Below are 16,434 nucleotides of genomic sequence, written 5' to 3' on the forward strand. Positions count from 1 at the left end.
GCTATTGCGCGTCGTCGAATGCGAGGCAGCGACCACCCGATTGAGGGACCTGCGCAATGAGGCTCGCGAGTTCGATGGCCGCGGCGCTCGGCTGGTCGGGGGCGACCGAGCGAGGCACGGTGATGTCAATTGCCGGTTCTCGCCCGTAGGTCGTCATGTGGACGATCCTGCGCTTGTCGTCTTCTTTCACGATCCAGTCGATCTCCTTGCCGTTGCGCGCGGCGATCGTGGTGCACAGATCGGTCGTGGGCGGGGGAGGGGTTACACCGCAGCGAAGCACGATCGTACTGTCGCCGTGACCCCATGCGGCCGTTGATTGGGCCGTGGTTTCGCTGCGATCGAGGCCTACAAGGGTATCGGGAAGTGACACGATGATCTCGGCGCAGCGGGGGTTGGTGGCGTCGGCTTCGGGCGGGGGCACGGCGACGGCTCCGCACGCAGCGAGTGTCAGGGTGCTCCCGATCGCAAGCGAGATACCAAGCGCGCGCCGCAGCGCGCATGCCAGGGGCTGGGCCGGGGGCGTATGCATCATGAACACCACCCTAACTCTCTGTCTTGATCGTGAGTGCCTGGACGGAAGCTGATAATCTTGGTGACCATGAGCGAGAAGTACGCACTGACGCCCCGCACCGAGCAGCTTTTCCCCGAAGGGCCGCATGTCACGGTGCGATTCCTCGATCAATCGAGCGACGCGGAGCTGAAGCAATATTGGGATCTCTACCGCGTTCTTGACGAGGAGTTTTGCGGCGCCCACGAGCGTCGCACGCCCGCCGAGCTTCGTGCTGAACACGCGGACACCGATCGGAAGCGTTCCTATCAACTCGTGGCCGAGGTTGAGAGTCTTGAAGGTGCGCGCATGATCGCCGGACTCGCCGAGCTTCAGCTCCCTCTCGCTGAGAACACTGATACGCAGGAGATCGACCTCGTGGTGTACCCGGCGTGGCGAGGCAAAGGCATTGGCACGATGCTCACGGATGCTCTTCGGGACATCATGAAGCACGAGGAGCGTCCGAAGGCTTTCGGCTATGCGCTCACCCACGTGGATTCAACTCAGGCGGAAAACGAGCTTCCGGCTTCAAGGATCGCGACCCGGCTTGGCCTCGCGAAGGTCGCCACGGAGTTCGTGAGCACGGTTTCGCTCCCGCTCGATCGCGATCTCGTCGAGGACCTCCACGTCGAGGTCGAAGCTTCCCTTGGCAAGTACCGCATCATTACCTGGGAAGGGGACATCCCTGAGGAGCACATGGAGCAGTGGTGTGTGCTGCTGAATCAGATGGTCGCGGATGCCCCGACTGAGGATTCTTCGCTTGAGAAGCCCGAGTACGACGAGGAGCGGGTCCGAGCGATCGAAGCGAGGATCGCTGAACGTGGCTATCGCCGCCTTACGGCGGTCGCCCTCGCGTCGAACGGCACGTTTGCTGGGACGTCATACGTGATGTTTCGCGAGGATGGTTCGCGACTTGGCGAGCAGGCCATCACCCTGGTCATGCCCGAGCACCGCGGGCATAACCTTGGCCTCGCGCTTAAGCTCATGACGCATCGCCTCCTGACCGAAACTGAGTCAAAAGTCGATGTGCTGCGCACGTACACGAACCACACCAATACCTATATGAATGCCGTCAACGAACGCCTTGGCTATCGCACGGTCGCGAAAGAAATCACCTTCGAAGGAAAGCTTCGAGGGATTTGAGTGCGGCAGCACGAGACAAGCCTCGGCGAGCTTGGTGAGTCGGGGATCCTCGAGCGAATCGTCCCGTTTTTTCAGCATCGCGATGATGCGGTCATCGTGGGCCCGGGCGATGACTGCGCCGTTGTTCGCGCCGCCGGGGAGCTGGTGTTCACGACCGATGCGATCGTCGAGGGATACGACTTCATTCTCGGTATTTCCGATCCCGTGAGCATCGGCCGCAAGGCTGCCGTGCAGAACCTCGCGGATGTCGCCTCGATGGGGGCGCAGCCGCGCTGGCTGCTGACGACCGTTCTCGCGAGCAAAGACACACCGATCGCGGTACTCGAGGGCATCGCCGAGGGCATTGCGCGCGAGGCGCACCCGCTCGGCGCGTCGGTGATCGGCGGGGACCTCGGCACCGCTCGCGAGCTCACGGTTTCGATCACGGCGATCGGCGAACTTGCGCGGCCGGGTACGGCAGTCATGCGCTCTGGCGCGACAGATGGGGATGTTCTTGCGGTCGGCGGGGAGGTACTCGGGCTCAGCAGCGCGGGGCTCGCTCAGGTACTCGGGAAGTCCGACGCCACCCTGCCCGACCTCGAGTCTCGGGGCAAAGGCGTCGCGAGCATTGCGGACCGTGCACTCTCGTGGCACCTCGCGCCCGAACCCGACCTCACAGCGGGGTGGGGCGCGGGGCGTTCGGCAAGCGCGATGATCGATATCTCCGATGGACTCGTGAGGGATGCGAGCCGAATCGCTCGCGCAAGTGGGGTAAACCTCGATCTATCGCGGGCTGCGCTTGAGAGTGATCGCGCGCTTCTCGCGCCGCTTGCCAGGGTGTTTGGCGTCGATCCCATGGAGTGGGTCCTGGGCTCAGGGGAGGAACACCTCATGCTCGCGACGTTCCCTCGCTCGGTGTGGGACGAAAACGCTCAGGTGCGTGCCGCATTCCGGGAGATTGGGTGCGTGCGCGCTGCCGAGGGCGATGGCGACGTGCGTCTCGACGGCGTGCCACTCGCCATGTACGGCTGGGACCATTTTTCCGTTTAGGGTGGATGGATGCCTTCTATGCCGATCATGCCCATGAATCCCACGCCCGGTTCTCCCGGGAAATCGCAGTGGACGCGCAACCTCGAACGCAATCCGGGCCACTCCCAGTGGTACATCGAGCGCTGGGAGCGGATGCGCGCCGAAGGCAAGGACATCGATGGGGAAGCGCGACTTATCGATGCACTCGCGCCTCGCGGGGCCCTCGTGCTCGATGCCGGGAGTGGAACCGGGCGCGTCGGTGCAGAGCTTGCTCGTCGCGGCCACGACGTTGTGGGGATCGACCTTGACCCAACCCTCGTCGCCTATGCGGAGCGTACCTCGCCAGGTCCCCGCTGGATTACAGGCGACCTTGCCGCGGCGTGCGCGATTCTCGGTGAGGACTCACTCGGTACATTCGACGTGGTTGTCGCGGCGGGCAATGTTGTCACGTTTGTTGCCGAAAGCGATAGGCGCCGCGTGCTCGAGAACTTCGCAAGGCTCCTGCGTCCGGGAGGTCGCCTTGTTACCGGTTTTGGAACGGGCCGCGGGTATTCGCTCGAGAGCTATGTGGCGGATGCTGCTGCCGCGGGCTTCGAGGTCCCCCAGGTGTTTTCGACGTGGGATTTACGCCCGGCGAGCGATGACCCTGGATTCGCCGTTGCCATCTCGGTGAAGGGCGAAGGCACGTAAAGCAACCTCGGTGGGACTTCCCCGGGTACCTCGTGTGTGGTGCCACTGCGGATGTCTTCCGGGCATGCGAAAAGGACCTCCCCGAGGGGAGGTCCTTTTACTAAGCTTTCGCTCGGGCAGTGCCCGGATGCTCAGGCGGCGCGCTGAACCTTGCCGGCCTTGAGGCACGAGGTGCACACGTTGAGGCGCTTTGAGGTGCCGCCGATCACGGTGCGCACGGACTGGATGTTGGGGCTCCAGCGGCGCGAGGTGCGACGGTGCGAGTGGGAAACGCTCTTGCCGAAGCTCGGGCCCTTGGCGCAAATGTCACACTTGGAAGCCACGGTGTTCTCCTGAATAATCGCTAACGTACTTGATCTTGTGCGCCGAGGCTCATGCAGCGGATCGAGCCGCGTGGCGCTGGGCAACCCCAAAAGCATAGCCCACTCGCGCGCGAAGAGCGATAGGGATTCCTCCATAACCCCTGTGTAGTCAGCCACATCGCGACTTCGGTCGTGAAAGAATGCCGTCAGTGATGGCGGGGCGAAAGGAGCGAGCGTGGTGAAGGCGAAGGCCGACGGTTTCCCCGCGGGTCTCTTGACTCCCAAGGAAACCACCGCCGCGCGCGCACTGGGTGCGGGGGATGTCGAGGACCTCGTGCGCATTCCGCCACGCCGCTATGCCTCGCCCGGTCCCTTGCGCGACCTGCGCCATTTGAGCGAGGGCGACGACATCTCCGTCATCGCGACCGTCGAACGCGTGCGTGAGCGCGCGATGAAGAATCGCAAGGGCACCCTCCTTGATGTGCGCGTGTGCGACGACGAGGGCGAAAGCATCCAACTCACGTTCTTTCTTTTCAAGGCGCACCTCGTCAACTGGCACATGAGCAGGCTGCGCGAGGGCACGCGCGTGCTTGTGAGCGGAACGGTTTCGCGTTTTCGGGGGGAAAACCAGATCGCGCACCCCGACTACCTTCTGCTTGCAAGCGACCCCTCGCCGGAGGAGGCCCGGGCGGTCGCCGCTGCGCTCGAGCCTGCTCCCGTGTATCCACTTCGCGGTGCAGCGACGCAGAAGCTCATGCGCTCGCTATTGACAAAAGTGCTGCGGCACGTCGACGAGCTGCGCGACGTCATTCCTGCCGCGATTAGGCGTGAGCGCGACCTGCCCACGATCGCTGAGGCGGCGAGGATGCTCCATGCGCCTCACGACCAAACGGAGGTCGAATGCGCCCTGCGGTATTTCCGCTTCGAAGAGGCTTTTGTCATCCAGTCGATTTTCGCCAGGCGCCGAGCACAAGACGTTCAGGACGCCGCCCCGCAGCTCGGGACCTACGGGGACCTCAGCCGGGCACTCGATGGGCGGCTGCCGTTCACCTTGACCTCGTCACAGAAGGACGTGGGGGAGCAGATCGCCGAGAGGATTGCTGCACCCCACCCCACGTCGCTCCTGCTCCAGGGAGACGTGGGCTCGGGAAAAACCGTGGTGGCGCTGCGCGCGATGGCGCGCGCCGTCGATTCCGGTTTCCAAGCCGTGCTTCTCGCCCCGACGGAAGTGCTGGCACGGCAGCATTACTCGACCATCACGTCGATGCTTGGCGACCTTGCGCGCCGCGGTCACCTTGATGCGCACGAGTCGGCGACTCGCGTTCGTCTGCTCGTCGGCGCCCAGAAGGCCTCCGAGCGACGCGAGAGCCTTCTCGATCTCATGAGTGGCGAGGCCGGGATCGCCGTGGGAACACACGCGCTGCTGACCGAGAGCGTCGACTTTTTGAAGCTCGGCCTCGTGATTATCGATGAACAGCATCGCTTCGGCGTGGATCACCGCCGCCAACTGCGGTCCAAGGGACCCGGCGACTTGCGCCCGCACATGATGGTGATGACCGCGACCCCGATCCCTCGATCGGCTGCGCTCGCCCTCGTCGGTGATCTCGATTTGCTCACGCTCGAGGGGCGACCCCGCGAGGGGGCCGAGGTGTCGTCATTTGTCGTTCCCCTGGGCGATACCGCGTGGCGCGAGCGCATGTGGGAGCGCGTCCTCGAGGAAGTCCACGCCGGCCGCCAGGCATTCGTCGTGTGTCCGCGCATTGATCCGGAGGATCCAGCGCAGGCCGCTTCCCCCGCGGATCCGTTCGGGAGCGAACGCCCGCTCCATGCGGTCACTCACACGCTCGAGATGCTGCGGGCGAAACCGGGCTTTGACGCGCTTCGCATCGAGGAATTGCACGGCCGGCTTCCAAGCGACATTAAACGCGAGCGCATGGAGGCGTTTGCCGCCGGTGACATTGACGTGCTCGTGGCGACGACCGTGATCGAAGTGGGAGTCGATGTGCCGAATGCGAGCGTCATGCTCGTGCTTGATGCCGAGCGCTTCGGCCTCGCCCAACTTCACCAGCTCCGCGGCCGTATTGGTCGAGGCGCGCATCCGGGAATCGCGTTCTTTGCCACGCGGTTCCCTCGCCAGAGCGCGCAGCACGACGGGCTCGTAGAACTTGCCTCCACCACTGACGGATTTGCTCTCGCCGAGCTGGATCTCGAGCGTCGCGGCGGCGGCGACCTCGTCGGCGATATTCAATCGGGAACGTCCGTAGCCGTGCGATTCCTCGACGTGGGCCGCGACGCGCGTATGATCCTTGAGGCCCGCGAAGACGCTCTCGTGACCGAAGCCCTGTCTCGAGGGGCGCTTACGACAAGTAGCCTCGAGGCGCCGTCCGCGAGCGAACACGATGCCCTCGATGCCGCGATTGCGCGCCACAGTGCTCGCGGCGTCGACAACCTCGAAAGGAGCTGACCGTGCCCCGCATTATCGCCGGACGACTCGGCGGACGCACCGTGCCGTCACCTCCCACGAACCGCACCCGGCCCACGAGTGATCGCGTGCGCGAAGCAGTTTTCTCAAGGCTCGACTCGTGGGGCGCCGTGCGCGGCTCGACGGTTCTCGACCTCTACGCCGGAACCGGCGCGCTCGCCTTCGAGGCACTATCGCGAGGCGCGGACTTCGCCGTCCTCGTCGAGGCGCATCGCCCCACGGCAAAAGCCATCGGCGAGGCCGCCCGAGCGCTTGGCCTCGACGAAAGCCTGAGGGTCGAGTGTGGCCAGGCAAGCGTCGGACCCCGCCGGGAGGCCCCCTTTACGCTCGTGTGCGCCGACCCGCCCTACGCCGTTGCGACCGAGGAGCTTGCGCGCCTCGTGACCGGCCTCGGTGCAGCCGGCCAGCTTTCCGATGAGGCGACTATCGTGCTCGAACGCTCCGCGCGAAGCGAAAAAACTCCGCTACCCTCCTATTTCGTTGACGAGGGAGCGCGAGATTTCGGGGACACGAGAGTCGAATACTTCACCTACCTCGATCCAGCGATCACGGAGGCAAGCCGGTAGGCTTAACGCATGCTCACCGCCCTTATCCCGGGGTCATTCGATCCGTTCACTCTCGGGCACCTCGATCTCGTGAGGCGCGCGTATGCGCTCAGCGACCGCGTGATCGTGGCAGTCGCCCATAACCCCCATAAGAGCGCGCGCATCCCCTTAGACGCGCGCTGCGAAGCTATTCGTGAGACGCTTGCCCGCGAGGGCCTTGCCGATAGAGCGAGTGTTGACACGCTGCCGGGTGGCCTCCTTGTCGAAGGCGCGAAGAAACTCGGCGCAACCCACCTCGTCAAAGGAATACGAAACGCCCAGGACCTCGCGTACGAGGAACCCATGGCGCGGGCCAATATGGACCTCGGCGGGCTGGACACGCTCTTTCTCCTGACGGATCCCGCTCTCGCGCACGTCTCGAGCTCACTCGTGCGAGAGATTTTCTCGCTTGGCGGTGACGTGAGCCTTTATCTTCCGGATGCGTCAACGCGCGCCCTCGCCGCTGCATGCACCACACCAGCCGTAGACTCAAAGGAGCAATCATGACCGACGCGAAGGGCAAGAGCACCCCGCGCACTCGAAAGAAGGACGCTCAGGCTGAAAAGCCCTTCAACGCGGGGCTCGATCTTGAGATCGACGCGATCGATCTCATCCATAAAATTGGCTCGCAGCGCACCATTTCGCGGGCAGCAACCTCCACGCAGCCCGTGGGCGATCCCGAATTTGCCGTAAGGCCCGGCGACGACATCACGGTCGAGGCAAGCCTCGAATCGGTCGATGAAGGCATCTACGTGACCGGGACGGCAAGCGCGGACGTCCACGCCGAGTGCTCGCGCTGCCTCGACCCGGTTGACGACCACCTCGACGTGCGCTTCGACGAACTGTTTAGCTACCCCGAGAAGGTCCCGGCCGAGCTCGAAGACGAGGACGTCCCCGTACTCGAGGGCGATGTGATCGACCTCGGCCCTCTCGTTCACGACGCTTTTGCGATGGCCGCGCCCTACCAACCTTTGTGCCGCGAAGACTGCCCGGGCCTGTGCTCTCAGTGCGGCATGCGTATGGAAGACGATCCCGACCACGAGCATGTCATCTACGACCCGCGTTTTGCGGCGCTCGCCGGACTGCTCGAGCAGGACGACGATCGCGAGGGTGAGGAGAAGTGAGCCGTAAGCGCAAACGGCAACCTATCCCGCACCTCGAGGATCGCAGCGGTCTGTTGGCTTCGCTCCCGCTGAAGGGCGAGCTCGATCCCGACCTGCTCGACCTCGCGCTCACCCACCGCTCCTACAGTTTCGAAAACGACGAGTGCCCACAGAATGAACGCCTCGAGTACCTCGGCGACGCGGTGCTGAGCCTCGCCGTCGCCGACCACCTGTACCGCACCTACCCGGACGCATCCCAGGGCTCTCTTTCCCGACGCCGCTCGACCGTCGTGAGCACGCGCGCCCTCTCGCACATCGCGCGCCTGCACAACCTCGGCGCCTACCTCAAGCTCGGCAAGGGTGAGTCCCTTACGGGAGGGCGCGACCGAGATTCCGTGCTCGAGGATGCCGTCGAAGCGATTATCGGAGCCGTGCACCTGAGCCTCGGCGCCGAAGCGGCCCGCGTATTCGTGCTCGACCTCCTCTCTCCGATCCTCGACGACGACACGTTCATGCTCGGCGCATTCGACTACAAGTCGCGGCTGCAGGAGATCGGCGCACTTCTTGGCGCTGTCCCCGCCTACACGTACGAGGAATGGACAGCGGGCGATACCGAACACTTCTGCGCGCACGTGAGCGTTGGCGACACCCTCGCGGGGACGGGCGAAGGCACGAGCAAGAAGGGGGCCGAGATGGAGGCCGCCCGCAGGGCCGTCCTCGCGTACTACAGCGCACGCGGCGAGACATTCACGATGTTCGAAGAGTAAGGCAGGCCCGCGGTGCCCGAGCTTCCCGAGGTTGAGGTCGTTCGTCGAGGCCTCGAGCCGTACATGGCCTCGCGCGTGATCGAACGCGTCGAGGTGCTCGATGCACGCTCGCTCAAACGCCACTCTGGCGGCGCGGAAAGTTTCGTGCGGCAGCTTGAGGGGCGCCGCATTCGCTCGGTTGCGAGGCGAGGAAAGTTCCTGTGGGCGCCGCTATCCGACGCCGGCTACGCTCCTTCGATTCCTTCAGCGCACGGCGAAGCGCTCGTCATGCATCTGGGCATGAGCGGCCAGCTTCGTGTTCGCGACGGGGAAGTGCGCGGGGCGAGTCAAACGTCGGAACCGCACGTGAGCGAGGGACCCGCGCCAGATCCCGCGACCCACCTACGCATTCGCCTTCACATGGAGGGCGGTGCGCGCATCGATTTTGTGGATCAGCGGATTTTTGGCGGGATGCACGTAAGCCCGCTGATCGGTACGGCCGATGCTCGTGCAGGGGGCGAGGGCACCGATCTTCCGCTCATTCCGCAAAGCGCGGCGCATATTGCCCGTGACCTGCTCGATCCTTGTCTCGATGAAGAGCTCCTCGTGCGCCGGATCCGTAGGCGCACGGCCCCCATCAAATCCGTCATCCTGGATCAAAGCACCCTCAGCGGGATCGGGAATATCTACGCTGACGAGGGCCTATGGGAGGCGCGGCTGCATTTCGCGCGCCCCGCGATCGGAATCTCGAGTCGAAAGGTCAAGGAGCTTCTGCGGGCGTGCCGTGAAGTCATGCAGCGCGCCCTCGAGGTGGGCGGAACGAGCTTCGATGCGCTATACGTGAACGTCGATGGCCGAAGCGGCTATTTCGCTCGGTCACTGAAGGCCTACGGCAAGCACGGCACCCCATGCCCACGGTGCAATCGTGCCCTCGTGCGGACGCAATTCCAGAATCGCTCGAGCCACTTCTGCCCGTCCTGCCAGCGGAAACGCTGATTCCGAGTTCCTGCGGAGCATGGCTGTTTGCTCGGTCCCTGAGCAAGGGACAACGGTCTCGACCCGTCGTACATGAGTGCATAGTGGGAAGAAACTCTCTTCTTACGTTCGAGCATGTACATCCAGCGAGTTGAATCGAGACTTGTGGGTGTCCCAAGATTCGAACGAGCGCTCCGGGCAGTGAGTTGCGCATGTGTTTCAGTGCGCGAGGGCTTCGCGTGGAGCGCGGTCTCGACGCGTCGGAACCCGGTTGCGCGCGATTGGATCGATATGATCAGGTCACATCGTCGCTCTATCTCAAATATAAGGAGAATCGCCTGCCGTGTCAGTCCTGTCCAACTTCGTGTGGAGTGTCGCCGACACTCTGCGCGGACCTTACGCAGAGTCCGAGTACGGCTCCGTCATCCTCCCCTTCACCGTGCTCCGCCGCCTCGAATGCGTTATGGAGCCGCACCGTGAGGTCATGGCAGAGGTCGTTGCGCAGTACAGCGGGGAGCAGCAGCGCCGCACGCACCTGAAGATCCGCACGCGCACCGAGGACAACGCAGGTCTTTCCTTCTGGACCACGAGCGACTACACGCTCGAGAAGGCGCTGCAGGACCCCGACAACCTCGCCGAAAACCTCATCGACTACGTGAGCGGGTTCTCAGCGAACCTGGACGTCTTCAAGTCCTTCGGCTTCGAGAACGTCATCAAGTTGCTCGAAGAACGCAATCGGTTAGCACAGGTCGTCCACCACTTCGAGAAGATCGATCTGTCACCTGAAGGTGTGTCCAACGCTGACATGGGTGACCTGTTCGAGAACCTGATCTACAGGTTTGCCGAGTCGGCCAACAATGGTGCCGGTCAGTTCTACACTCCCCGTGACGTCGTCCGGCTCCTCGTCGACCTCGTCTATGCCGAGGACACCGAGGCGCTGCGCGACCGCGGCACGGTCCGGTCGATCTACGACCCGACAGTCGGCACCGGCGGCATGCTCACCGTCGCCGACGAGCACCTGCACAGCCTCAACCCGGACGCATCCATTGCGCTGTTCGGGCAGGAGATCAACTCCCGAACCTACGCGATCTGCAAAGCCGACCTGCTCATCAAGGGCCAGGACCCGAGCAACGTACGGCAGGGCGACACCCTCTTCGAGGACCGGTTCGAGGACCGTCGCTTCGACTACGTGCTCTCCAATCCACCCTTCGGAACCGACTGGAAAGCCGTCGAGGCAGAGGTGAAGAACGAGCACGCCCGGGGTGGCCAGGGACGGTTCGCGCCGGGCCTGCCTGGTGTCGGTGACGCCGCGATGCTGTTTCTGCTGCATGTGGCGGCGAAGATGCGTGACGTCGATGAGACAGGACGCGGAGGCCGCGCCGGCATCGTCCTCAACGGTTCTCCACTATTCAACGGCGGTGCGGGCTCCGGCCCATCCGAGATCCGTGGCCACATGCTCGAGAACGACCTCGTCGAGGCGATCGTCGCACTGCCGAACGACATGTTCTACAACACCGATATCGCCACCTACCTGTGGATCCTCACGAACTCGAAGTCCGACGAACGCCGAGGCACCGTTCGGCTCATCGACGCCACCGCGCTGGGTACGAAGATGCGCAAGTCGATTGGCAACAAGCGCATGGAGATCTCGGGTCAGAACCGCGAGGACATCGTGCGTGCCTTCGCCGGCACGCAAGACGAGGACGCCGACGTGCAGGTGCCCGTCAAGACCTTCTCGAACCGCGACTTCGCGTACTGGACAGTCACTGTCGAGCGCCCGCTGCAGCTTCGTTTCCAGTGCACTCCGGAAGCGATCGCTGCCGTTTCCCAGCAGAAGACCCTCGCGAACGTCGAGGGTCTCGCCGAGGCGCTCGCGTCCTTCGGTGACGAGGTCTACCTCAACCGTGAGAAGTTCAACAAAGAGCTTGGTGGTCACGTCAAGAGCCGTGGCGTCGATCTCTCCGCAGCCCAGCGCAAGAAGCTCTGGCAGACAATCGGTGTCCATGACGAGACCGCCGACTACTGCCGTGCGATCTCGGGGAAGAACAAGGGCGATCTCGAGCCCGACCCGGCGCTGCGTGACACCGAGAACGTGCCGTTCGGGTGGGGTGGTCACCCGAAGACGCACGAGGCGCTCCGCGAGACCGTTGAGGCATACTTCGACGCCGAGGTGAAGCCCTACGTCCACGACGCCTGGGTCGATTGGGAAAAGACGAAGACGGGCTACGAGATTCCATTTACCCGACACTTCTACACCTACGATCCGCCTAGGCCGCTCGACGAGATCGACGCCGACCTCGAGAGGGTCGTCGGCGAGATCATGACGTTGCTGCGCGAGGTGGAGTCGTGAGCCCGGCGGTATGGGAACGGTCGCGCCTCAAGTACGTCGCCGATTGCAACAGACATGTGCTTTCGGAGTCGACGTGTGATGACCGCACATTCAAGTACGTCGACATCGGTGCCGTTGGACAAGGCACGATGGACATCCCCGATGACACAACTCGATTCGGCGACGCCCCATCCCGTGCGCGCAGATTGGCAGAACCGGGTGACATTGTCATCTCCACAGTTCGGACGTATCTGCGCGCGGTAGCGACGGTTCCCGAGACGGACGAGAAACTGGTCTTTTCGACAGGTTTCGCGGTGTTGCACCCGCGGGCGGGCATCTCCCGGCGGTTCTTTGCTTACGTGCTCCAGGGCGACGAGTTCGTCGACAAGGTCGTAGCGAACAGCGTCGGTGTGTCCTATCCAGCGATCACAGCCACTGACCTGATGTCGCTGGATCTCCAACTCCCGCATGTTGACGAGCAACATGCCATCGCCGACTACCTGGACCACGAGACGGCCCAAATCGACGCGCTCGTGGCCAAGCAGGAGGAACTCATCCGTCATCTCGAGGAGCGCCGTCTCACGGTCATCACGACCGCTGCACTGATGGGCCTCCAGGGCGAAGAAGGGGGCGAGCACGACTTCTCGCGGTGGGGGAGCTCGCTGGCCGTCGAGCCTTGGCTCGCGCGATCACCATGCTCGTGGCGTATGGAGCGCTTTAAGACGGTTTGCCTGGCGCGGGAGGAGCGCAACGTCACAGGGACCGAGATGATGCTGTCGCTGACGGTCAAGGGCCATCTGATCGATCGTTCGACCATGGCCATCCAGCAGAACGCTTCCGACGTGTCTATCCCTCGATACTTCGTGGCGCGGCCGAGCGATCTCGTCGTCAACCCGATGTGGTTGATCGGCGGTGCGATCGGAGTCTCGGATAAGCGGGGAGCCGTCAGCCCTGACTACCGCGTGTTCGAGATCGACACAGCGCTGAACCCCCGGTACCTGCATGCGGTGCTCCGCTCCGCGCCCTACTTCGACCAGTACAAGCTGTACACCCGGTCCAACACGACGTTCGACCGCCGGATCAAGCAGAACGACCTCGACAACCTGCCCCTACCGATCCCGCCGATCGATGAGCAGCGTGCGATCGTCGAGCACATCGAGGAGCAGACTGCTCAGATCGACGTCCTGATCGCCAAATCGGAAGAACATATCGCCCTGGCCAAGGAGCGTCGCTCGGCGCTCATCACGGCGGCGGTGACGGGGCAGATCGACGTACGCACAGCACGGAAAGCGAGCTAAACCATGGCAGCACCGGACGGTACACGCGAGGCTGCGTTCGAGACCGAGATCGCCGAGTACCTCGCGGTTCACGGTTGGGAGTACAGCGAGACGGACACCGGCTACGACGTCGAACGGGCGATCTGGCCCGAGGACGTGCACTGGTGGTTGCAAGAGACCCAGCCAGACGAGTACGCCAAGGTCGTGCGCGTTGGCACCGGCGCGGAAGCCGCGGATCGCGAGGCGCTGTTGAACTCCCTCGTTACCCACCTCGATATGCCCATGAGTTCCGGCGGTGGCACGCTCAACGTCCTGCGCCGGAAGTTCTCCCACACCTGCGGAGCGACGGCGCACCTGCGCATGTGCCAGTTCAAACCGGCCACCACGCTCAATAAGGCTGTCACGGAGAACTACCGCAAGGTGCGGCTGCGTGTAGTCCGGCAGGTCCACTTCTCATCCAAACGTGGTGACTCGCGGTCGATCGACCTCGTCTTCTTCGTCAATGGTCTTCCTGTAGCGACCTGCGAGCTCAAATCCTTCTTCAAGCAGGAGTGGCGTTCGGCGGTCACCCAGTATCGGAAGGACCGTGATCCGGCCGGCCAGCCGCTGCTAGGGTTTGGCACCCGCGCGCTCGTGCACTTCGCGGTCGATGACGACCAGGTGCATATGACCACGAAGCTCGCGGGGGAGAAGACGTACTTCTTGCCGTTCAACCGCGGTCACGAGGACACCGGGGCGGCCGGCAACCCGTCGAATCCGGACGGTGCTGCGACGTCCTACCTGTGGGAGGAAGTCCTCCAGCGCGAAAACCTGTTGGCGGTGCTCGGCTCGCAGATGTTCCTCAGGACCGAGGTCAACGAGGACCCGGCTACGGGGAAGATCAAACGCTCCACCGCGCTCATGTTCCCGCGCTACCACCAGTGGCGTGCGGTGAAGAAGCTTGTGGAGACGATCACCGAGGAGGGCCCCGGGTACCGATATCTGATCGAACACTCCGCCGGCTCGGGCAAGACGAACACGATCGCGTGGACCGCACACCGCCTCGCCCGCCTCCACGACACCTCGAACGAGAAGGTCTTCGACAAGGTCCTCATCGTCTCCGACCGGCGTGTCCTCGACGCTCAGCTGCAGCAGGCTGTCGAGCAGGTCGATGACACCGTCGGCACCGTCGCCGTCATCGACTCCACAGCAGTGCGTCGTTCCGGTGGCTCCAAGTCCCGGGCGCTGCTGGACGCTCTCACCGGGTCGGCACTCATCGTCGTCGTCACCATTCAGACCTTCCCCTACGTGAAGGATCTTCTCGACACGACCCTCGGGCACAAGAACTTCGCGGTGATCGTCGACGAGGCCCACACCTCACAGTCGGGTAAGACCGCGGGCGATCTCAAGAAGGTCCTCACCGACGGTGGTCAGTTCACCGATGAGGAGGAACTCGACAGCCAGGACGTCATCAACCAGACCGTCGAAGCCGACCTCGCCCGCGAGCAGCAGATCGCTGCCGAGACCGCTGCGCGTGCGGGTGCTCGGAACGTGTCGCTCCTGGCGTTCACCGCGACACCGAAGGCGAAGACCAAACAGCTCTTCGGGCGGGAGAACGACGAGGGCAAACCCGTCTCGTTCGACGTGTATCCGATGAGGCAGGCCATCGAGGAGGGCTTCATCCTCGACGTTTTGCGCGGTTACCAGACCTACAAGACCGCCTTCGAGATCGAGCGGCGCGGTGAGAAGGGCCTCGTCACCGAGCTCTCCCACGGTGAGGACGGGGATCGACTCGTCGACCCGAAAGCCGCCACGCGCAAGATCATAAGGTTCGCGAAGCTGCACCCGACGAACGTCGGGCAGAAGGTCGAGATCATCGTCGAACACTTCCGGGCCAACGTCGCGCACCTGCTCGACGGGCATGCCAAGGCCATGGTCGTCACGGATTCTCGCCAGGCTGCGGTGCGGTACAAGATCGAGACCGACAAGTACCTCGCCGAGAAGGGGTACGGGTACCAGTCGATCGTGGCGTTCTCCGGGAAGATCAGTGACGAGAACTACGGCCTGGAGGACGCCACTGAGGCGACGATGAACCCCGGGCTCGGTTCCGACCTCGCGAAGGAGTTCCGCCGCCCGAATTACCGGCTCATGCTCGTCGCCGACAAGTTCCAGACGGGTTTCGACCAACCCTTGCTGTGCGCGATGTACGTCGACAAGAAGCTCCCCGACGTGCACGCGGTCCAGACCCTGTCCCGGCTCAATCGCACCTACCGTGCGCCCTCCGGTGAGGTGAAGGACCGCACCTTCGTCCTCGACTTCGTTAACGACCCCGAGGAGATCCAGGAAGCCTTCCTCACGTACTACCTCGAGGCGCACGTCGAGACGGGTACGGATCCGAACCTCGTGCACAGGCTCGCGACGAAGCTCGCGCAGGCGCGCATCTACACGCCTGCCGACGTCGAGCAGTACGCCGAGGCGTGGTGGGTCCCGAAGCAGTCGCATGCCCGACTGGCTGCCGCGGTGACGCCAGCCCGGGATGAGTTCGTGAACCGGTGGACCGAGGCGCACGCACAGCAGGACTCACAGGCGCTCGACGATCTGCGGACCTTCCGGAAGGACTGTGGTTCGTATGTACGTCTGTATGACTTCATGTCCCAGGTGGTCGACTACGGCACCAGTGATTTGGAGAAGCTCGCAGAGTTTCTCCGTCAGCTCACGAGACTGTTGCCCGGCGAGGAGCAGAGCGTTGACGTCGACGTATCCGGGCTCGAGCTGCGCCGGGTCCGTCAGATCGACCAGGGCAAGGCGAACATCGGCTTGTCAGGCGACCAGGACACCCCGCCGCTACCTGGCATCACCGGCATCGGTTCTAGAGTCATCGGGAAGGACCCGCAGCAAGAACTGTTGTCGGAGATCGTCGATCGCATCAACGCCCTCTTTGGGGCCGAGTTCGCCGACCCGCAGATCGAAGGGTTCGTCGTCGCCGCGGCCGGCATGGCCGAGGAAGACCCCCGCATCGCTGACCAGATCGATCACAATGCCCTGGACCAGTTTATGGCCTCGCCCGAGTTGCGCGAGACCCTCACCGACGCCGCTGTGCTCAACGAGGGCGCGTTCGGGAAACTCACCGGAGCGCTCACCGGTGAGAGCGACCGGGCCGATGAATTCATCCGCCTTATCGGGCAATTCCTCTACCGGTCGCGTCGGATGCGGACGATTGACGAGACAGCTCCGGGTGCCGCAGAGTCCTCCGTCGAGGGCGAGTGATC

14 protein-coding genes are annotated in these 16,434 nt (G+C 63.7%); 12 read left to right on the forward strand and 2 right to left on the reverse strand.

Annotation, left to right across the window (positions count from 1 at the left end; all coding sequences use genetic code 11):
• Position 1: 1 nt before the first annotated feature.
• Positions 2 to 532: a DUF3515 family protein gene (locus DEHOM01_RS04880; protein WP_061211841.1), complete on the reverse strand. Its 531-nt coding sequence runs from the start codon at positions 530 to 532 to the stop codon at positions 2 to 4.
• A gap of 66 nt (positions 533 to 598) precedes the next feature.
• Between DEHOM01_RS04880 and DEHOM01_RS04885 the strand changes: the two genes are divergently transcribed.
• The 3 genes from DEHOM01_RS04885 to DEHOM01_RS04895 are packed head-to-tail and all read left to right on the forward strand — an operon-like array spanning position 599 to position 3,388.
• Entirely contained in the window at positions 599 to 1,690 is a 1,092-nt protein-coding gene (locus DEHOM01_RS04885) for a GNAT family N-acetyltransferase (protein WP_156468303.1), read from the forward strand.
• Complete coding sequence (thiL, locus tag DEHOM01_RS04890; RefSeq protein ID WP_061211757.1) at positions 1,691 to 2,719, forward strand: thiamine-phosphate kinase; 1,029 nt, start codon at positions 1,691 to 1,693, stop codon at positions 2,717 to 2,719.
• A gap of 18 nt (positions 2,720 to 2,737) precedes the next feature.
• The gene (locus tag DEHOM01_RS04895; RefSeq protein ID WP_369405723.1) at positions 2,738 to 3,388 is read left to right on the forward strand and encodes a class I SAM-dependent DNA methyltransferase; all 651 of its coding nucleotides are present in this window, start codon (positions 2,738 to 2,740) and stop codon (positions 3,386 to 3,388) included.
• Positions 3,389 to 3,519: 131 nt separating this feature from the next.
• Here DEHOM01_RS04895 and rpmB read toward each other — a convergent pair whose 3' ends face one another.
• On the reverse strand, positions 3,520 to 3,711 hold the full coding sequence (gene rpmB / locus DEHOM01_RS04900; RefSeq protein WP_016664741.1) for a 50S ribosomal protein L28: 192 nt from the start codon (positions 3,709 to 3,711) through the stop codon (positions 3,520 to 3,522).
• A gap of 214 nt (positions 3,712 to 3,925) precedes the next feature.
• Here rpmB and DEHOM01_RS04905 point away from each other — a divergent pair, with 214 nt between their 5' ends.
• From DEHOM01_RS04905 to DEHOM01_RS04945, 9 genes are all read left to right on the forward strand, one after another.
• Entirely contained in the window at positions 3,926 to 6,154 is a 2,229-nt protein-coding gene (locus DEHOM01_RS04905; RefSeq protein ID WP_061211758.1) for an ATP-dependent DNA helicase RecG, read from the forward strand.
• 2 nt (positions 6,155 to 6,156) lie between these two features.
• Positions 6,157 to 6,738, forward strand: a complete 582-nt coding sequence (locus DEHOM01_RS04910) for an RsmD family RNA methyltransferase (protein ID WP_061211759.1) — start codon at positions 6,157 to 6,159, stop codon at positions 6,736 to 6,738.
• Between the two features lie 9 nt (positions 6,739 to 6,747).
• Entirely contained in the window at positions 6,748 to 7,263 is a 516-nt protein-coding gene (gene coaD, locus DEHOM01_RS04915) for a pantetheine-phosphate adenylyltransferase (protein WP_061211760.1), read from the forward strand.
• On the forward strand, positions 7,260 to 7,880 hold the full coding sequence (locus tag DEHOM01_RS04920) for a YceD family protein (protein ID WP_061211761.1): 621 nt from the start codon (positions 7,260 to 7,262) through the stop codon (positions 7,878 to 7,880). The genes coaD and DEHOM01_RS04920 overlap by 4 nt, the downstream gene beginning before the upstream one ends.
• Positions 7,877 to 8,626: a ribonuclease III gene (gene rnc / locus DEHOM01_RS04925; RefSeq protein ID WP_082738719.1), complete on the forward strand. Its 750-nt coding sequence runs from the start codon at positions 7,877 to 7,879 to the stop codon at positions 8,624 to 8,626. Before DEHOM01_RS04920 ends, rnc begins: the two co-directional genes overlap by 4 nt.
• Before the next feature lie 12 nt (positions 8,627 to 8,638).
• Entirely contained in the window at positions 8,639 to 9,601 is a 963-nt protein-coding gene (mutM, locus tag DEHOM01_RS04930) for a bifunctional DNA-formamidopyrimidine glycosylase/DNA-(apurinic or apyrimidinic site) lyase (RefSeq protein ID WP_061211762.1), read from the forward strand.
• Positions 9,602 to 9,923: 322 nt separating this feature from the next.
• Entirely contained in the window at positions 9,924 to 11,930 is a 2,007-nt protein-coding gene (locus DEHOM01_RS04935) for a type I restriction-modification system subunit M (RefSeq protein WP_061211763.1), read from the forward strand.
• Positions 11,927 to 13,207, forward strand: a complete 1,281-nt coding sequence (locus DEHOM01_RS04940; RefSeq protein ID WP_061211764.1) for a restriction endonuclease subunit S — start codon at positions 11,927 to 11,929, stop codon at positions 13,205 to 13,207. Before DEHOM01_RS04935 ends, DEHOM01_RS04940 begins: the two co-directional genes overlap by 4 nt.
• A 3-nt stretch (positions 13,208 to 13,210) precedes the next feature.
• Complete coding sequence (locus tag DEHOM01_RS04945) at positions 13,211 to 16,432, forward strand: type I restriction endonuclease subunit R (protein ID WP_061211765.1); 3,222 nt, start codon at positions 13,211 to 13,213, stop codon at positions 16,430 to 16,432.
• Positions 16,433 to 16,434: the final 2 nt, after the last annotated feature.

It is taken from the genome of Dermabacter hominis NBRC 106157, assembly GCF_001570785.1.
GTDB classification, from domain to species: domain Bacteria; phylum Actinomycetota; class Actinomycetes; order Actinomycetales; family Dermabacteraceae; genus Dermabacter; species Dermabacter hominis.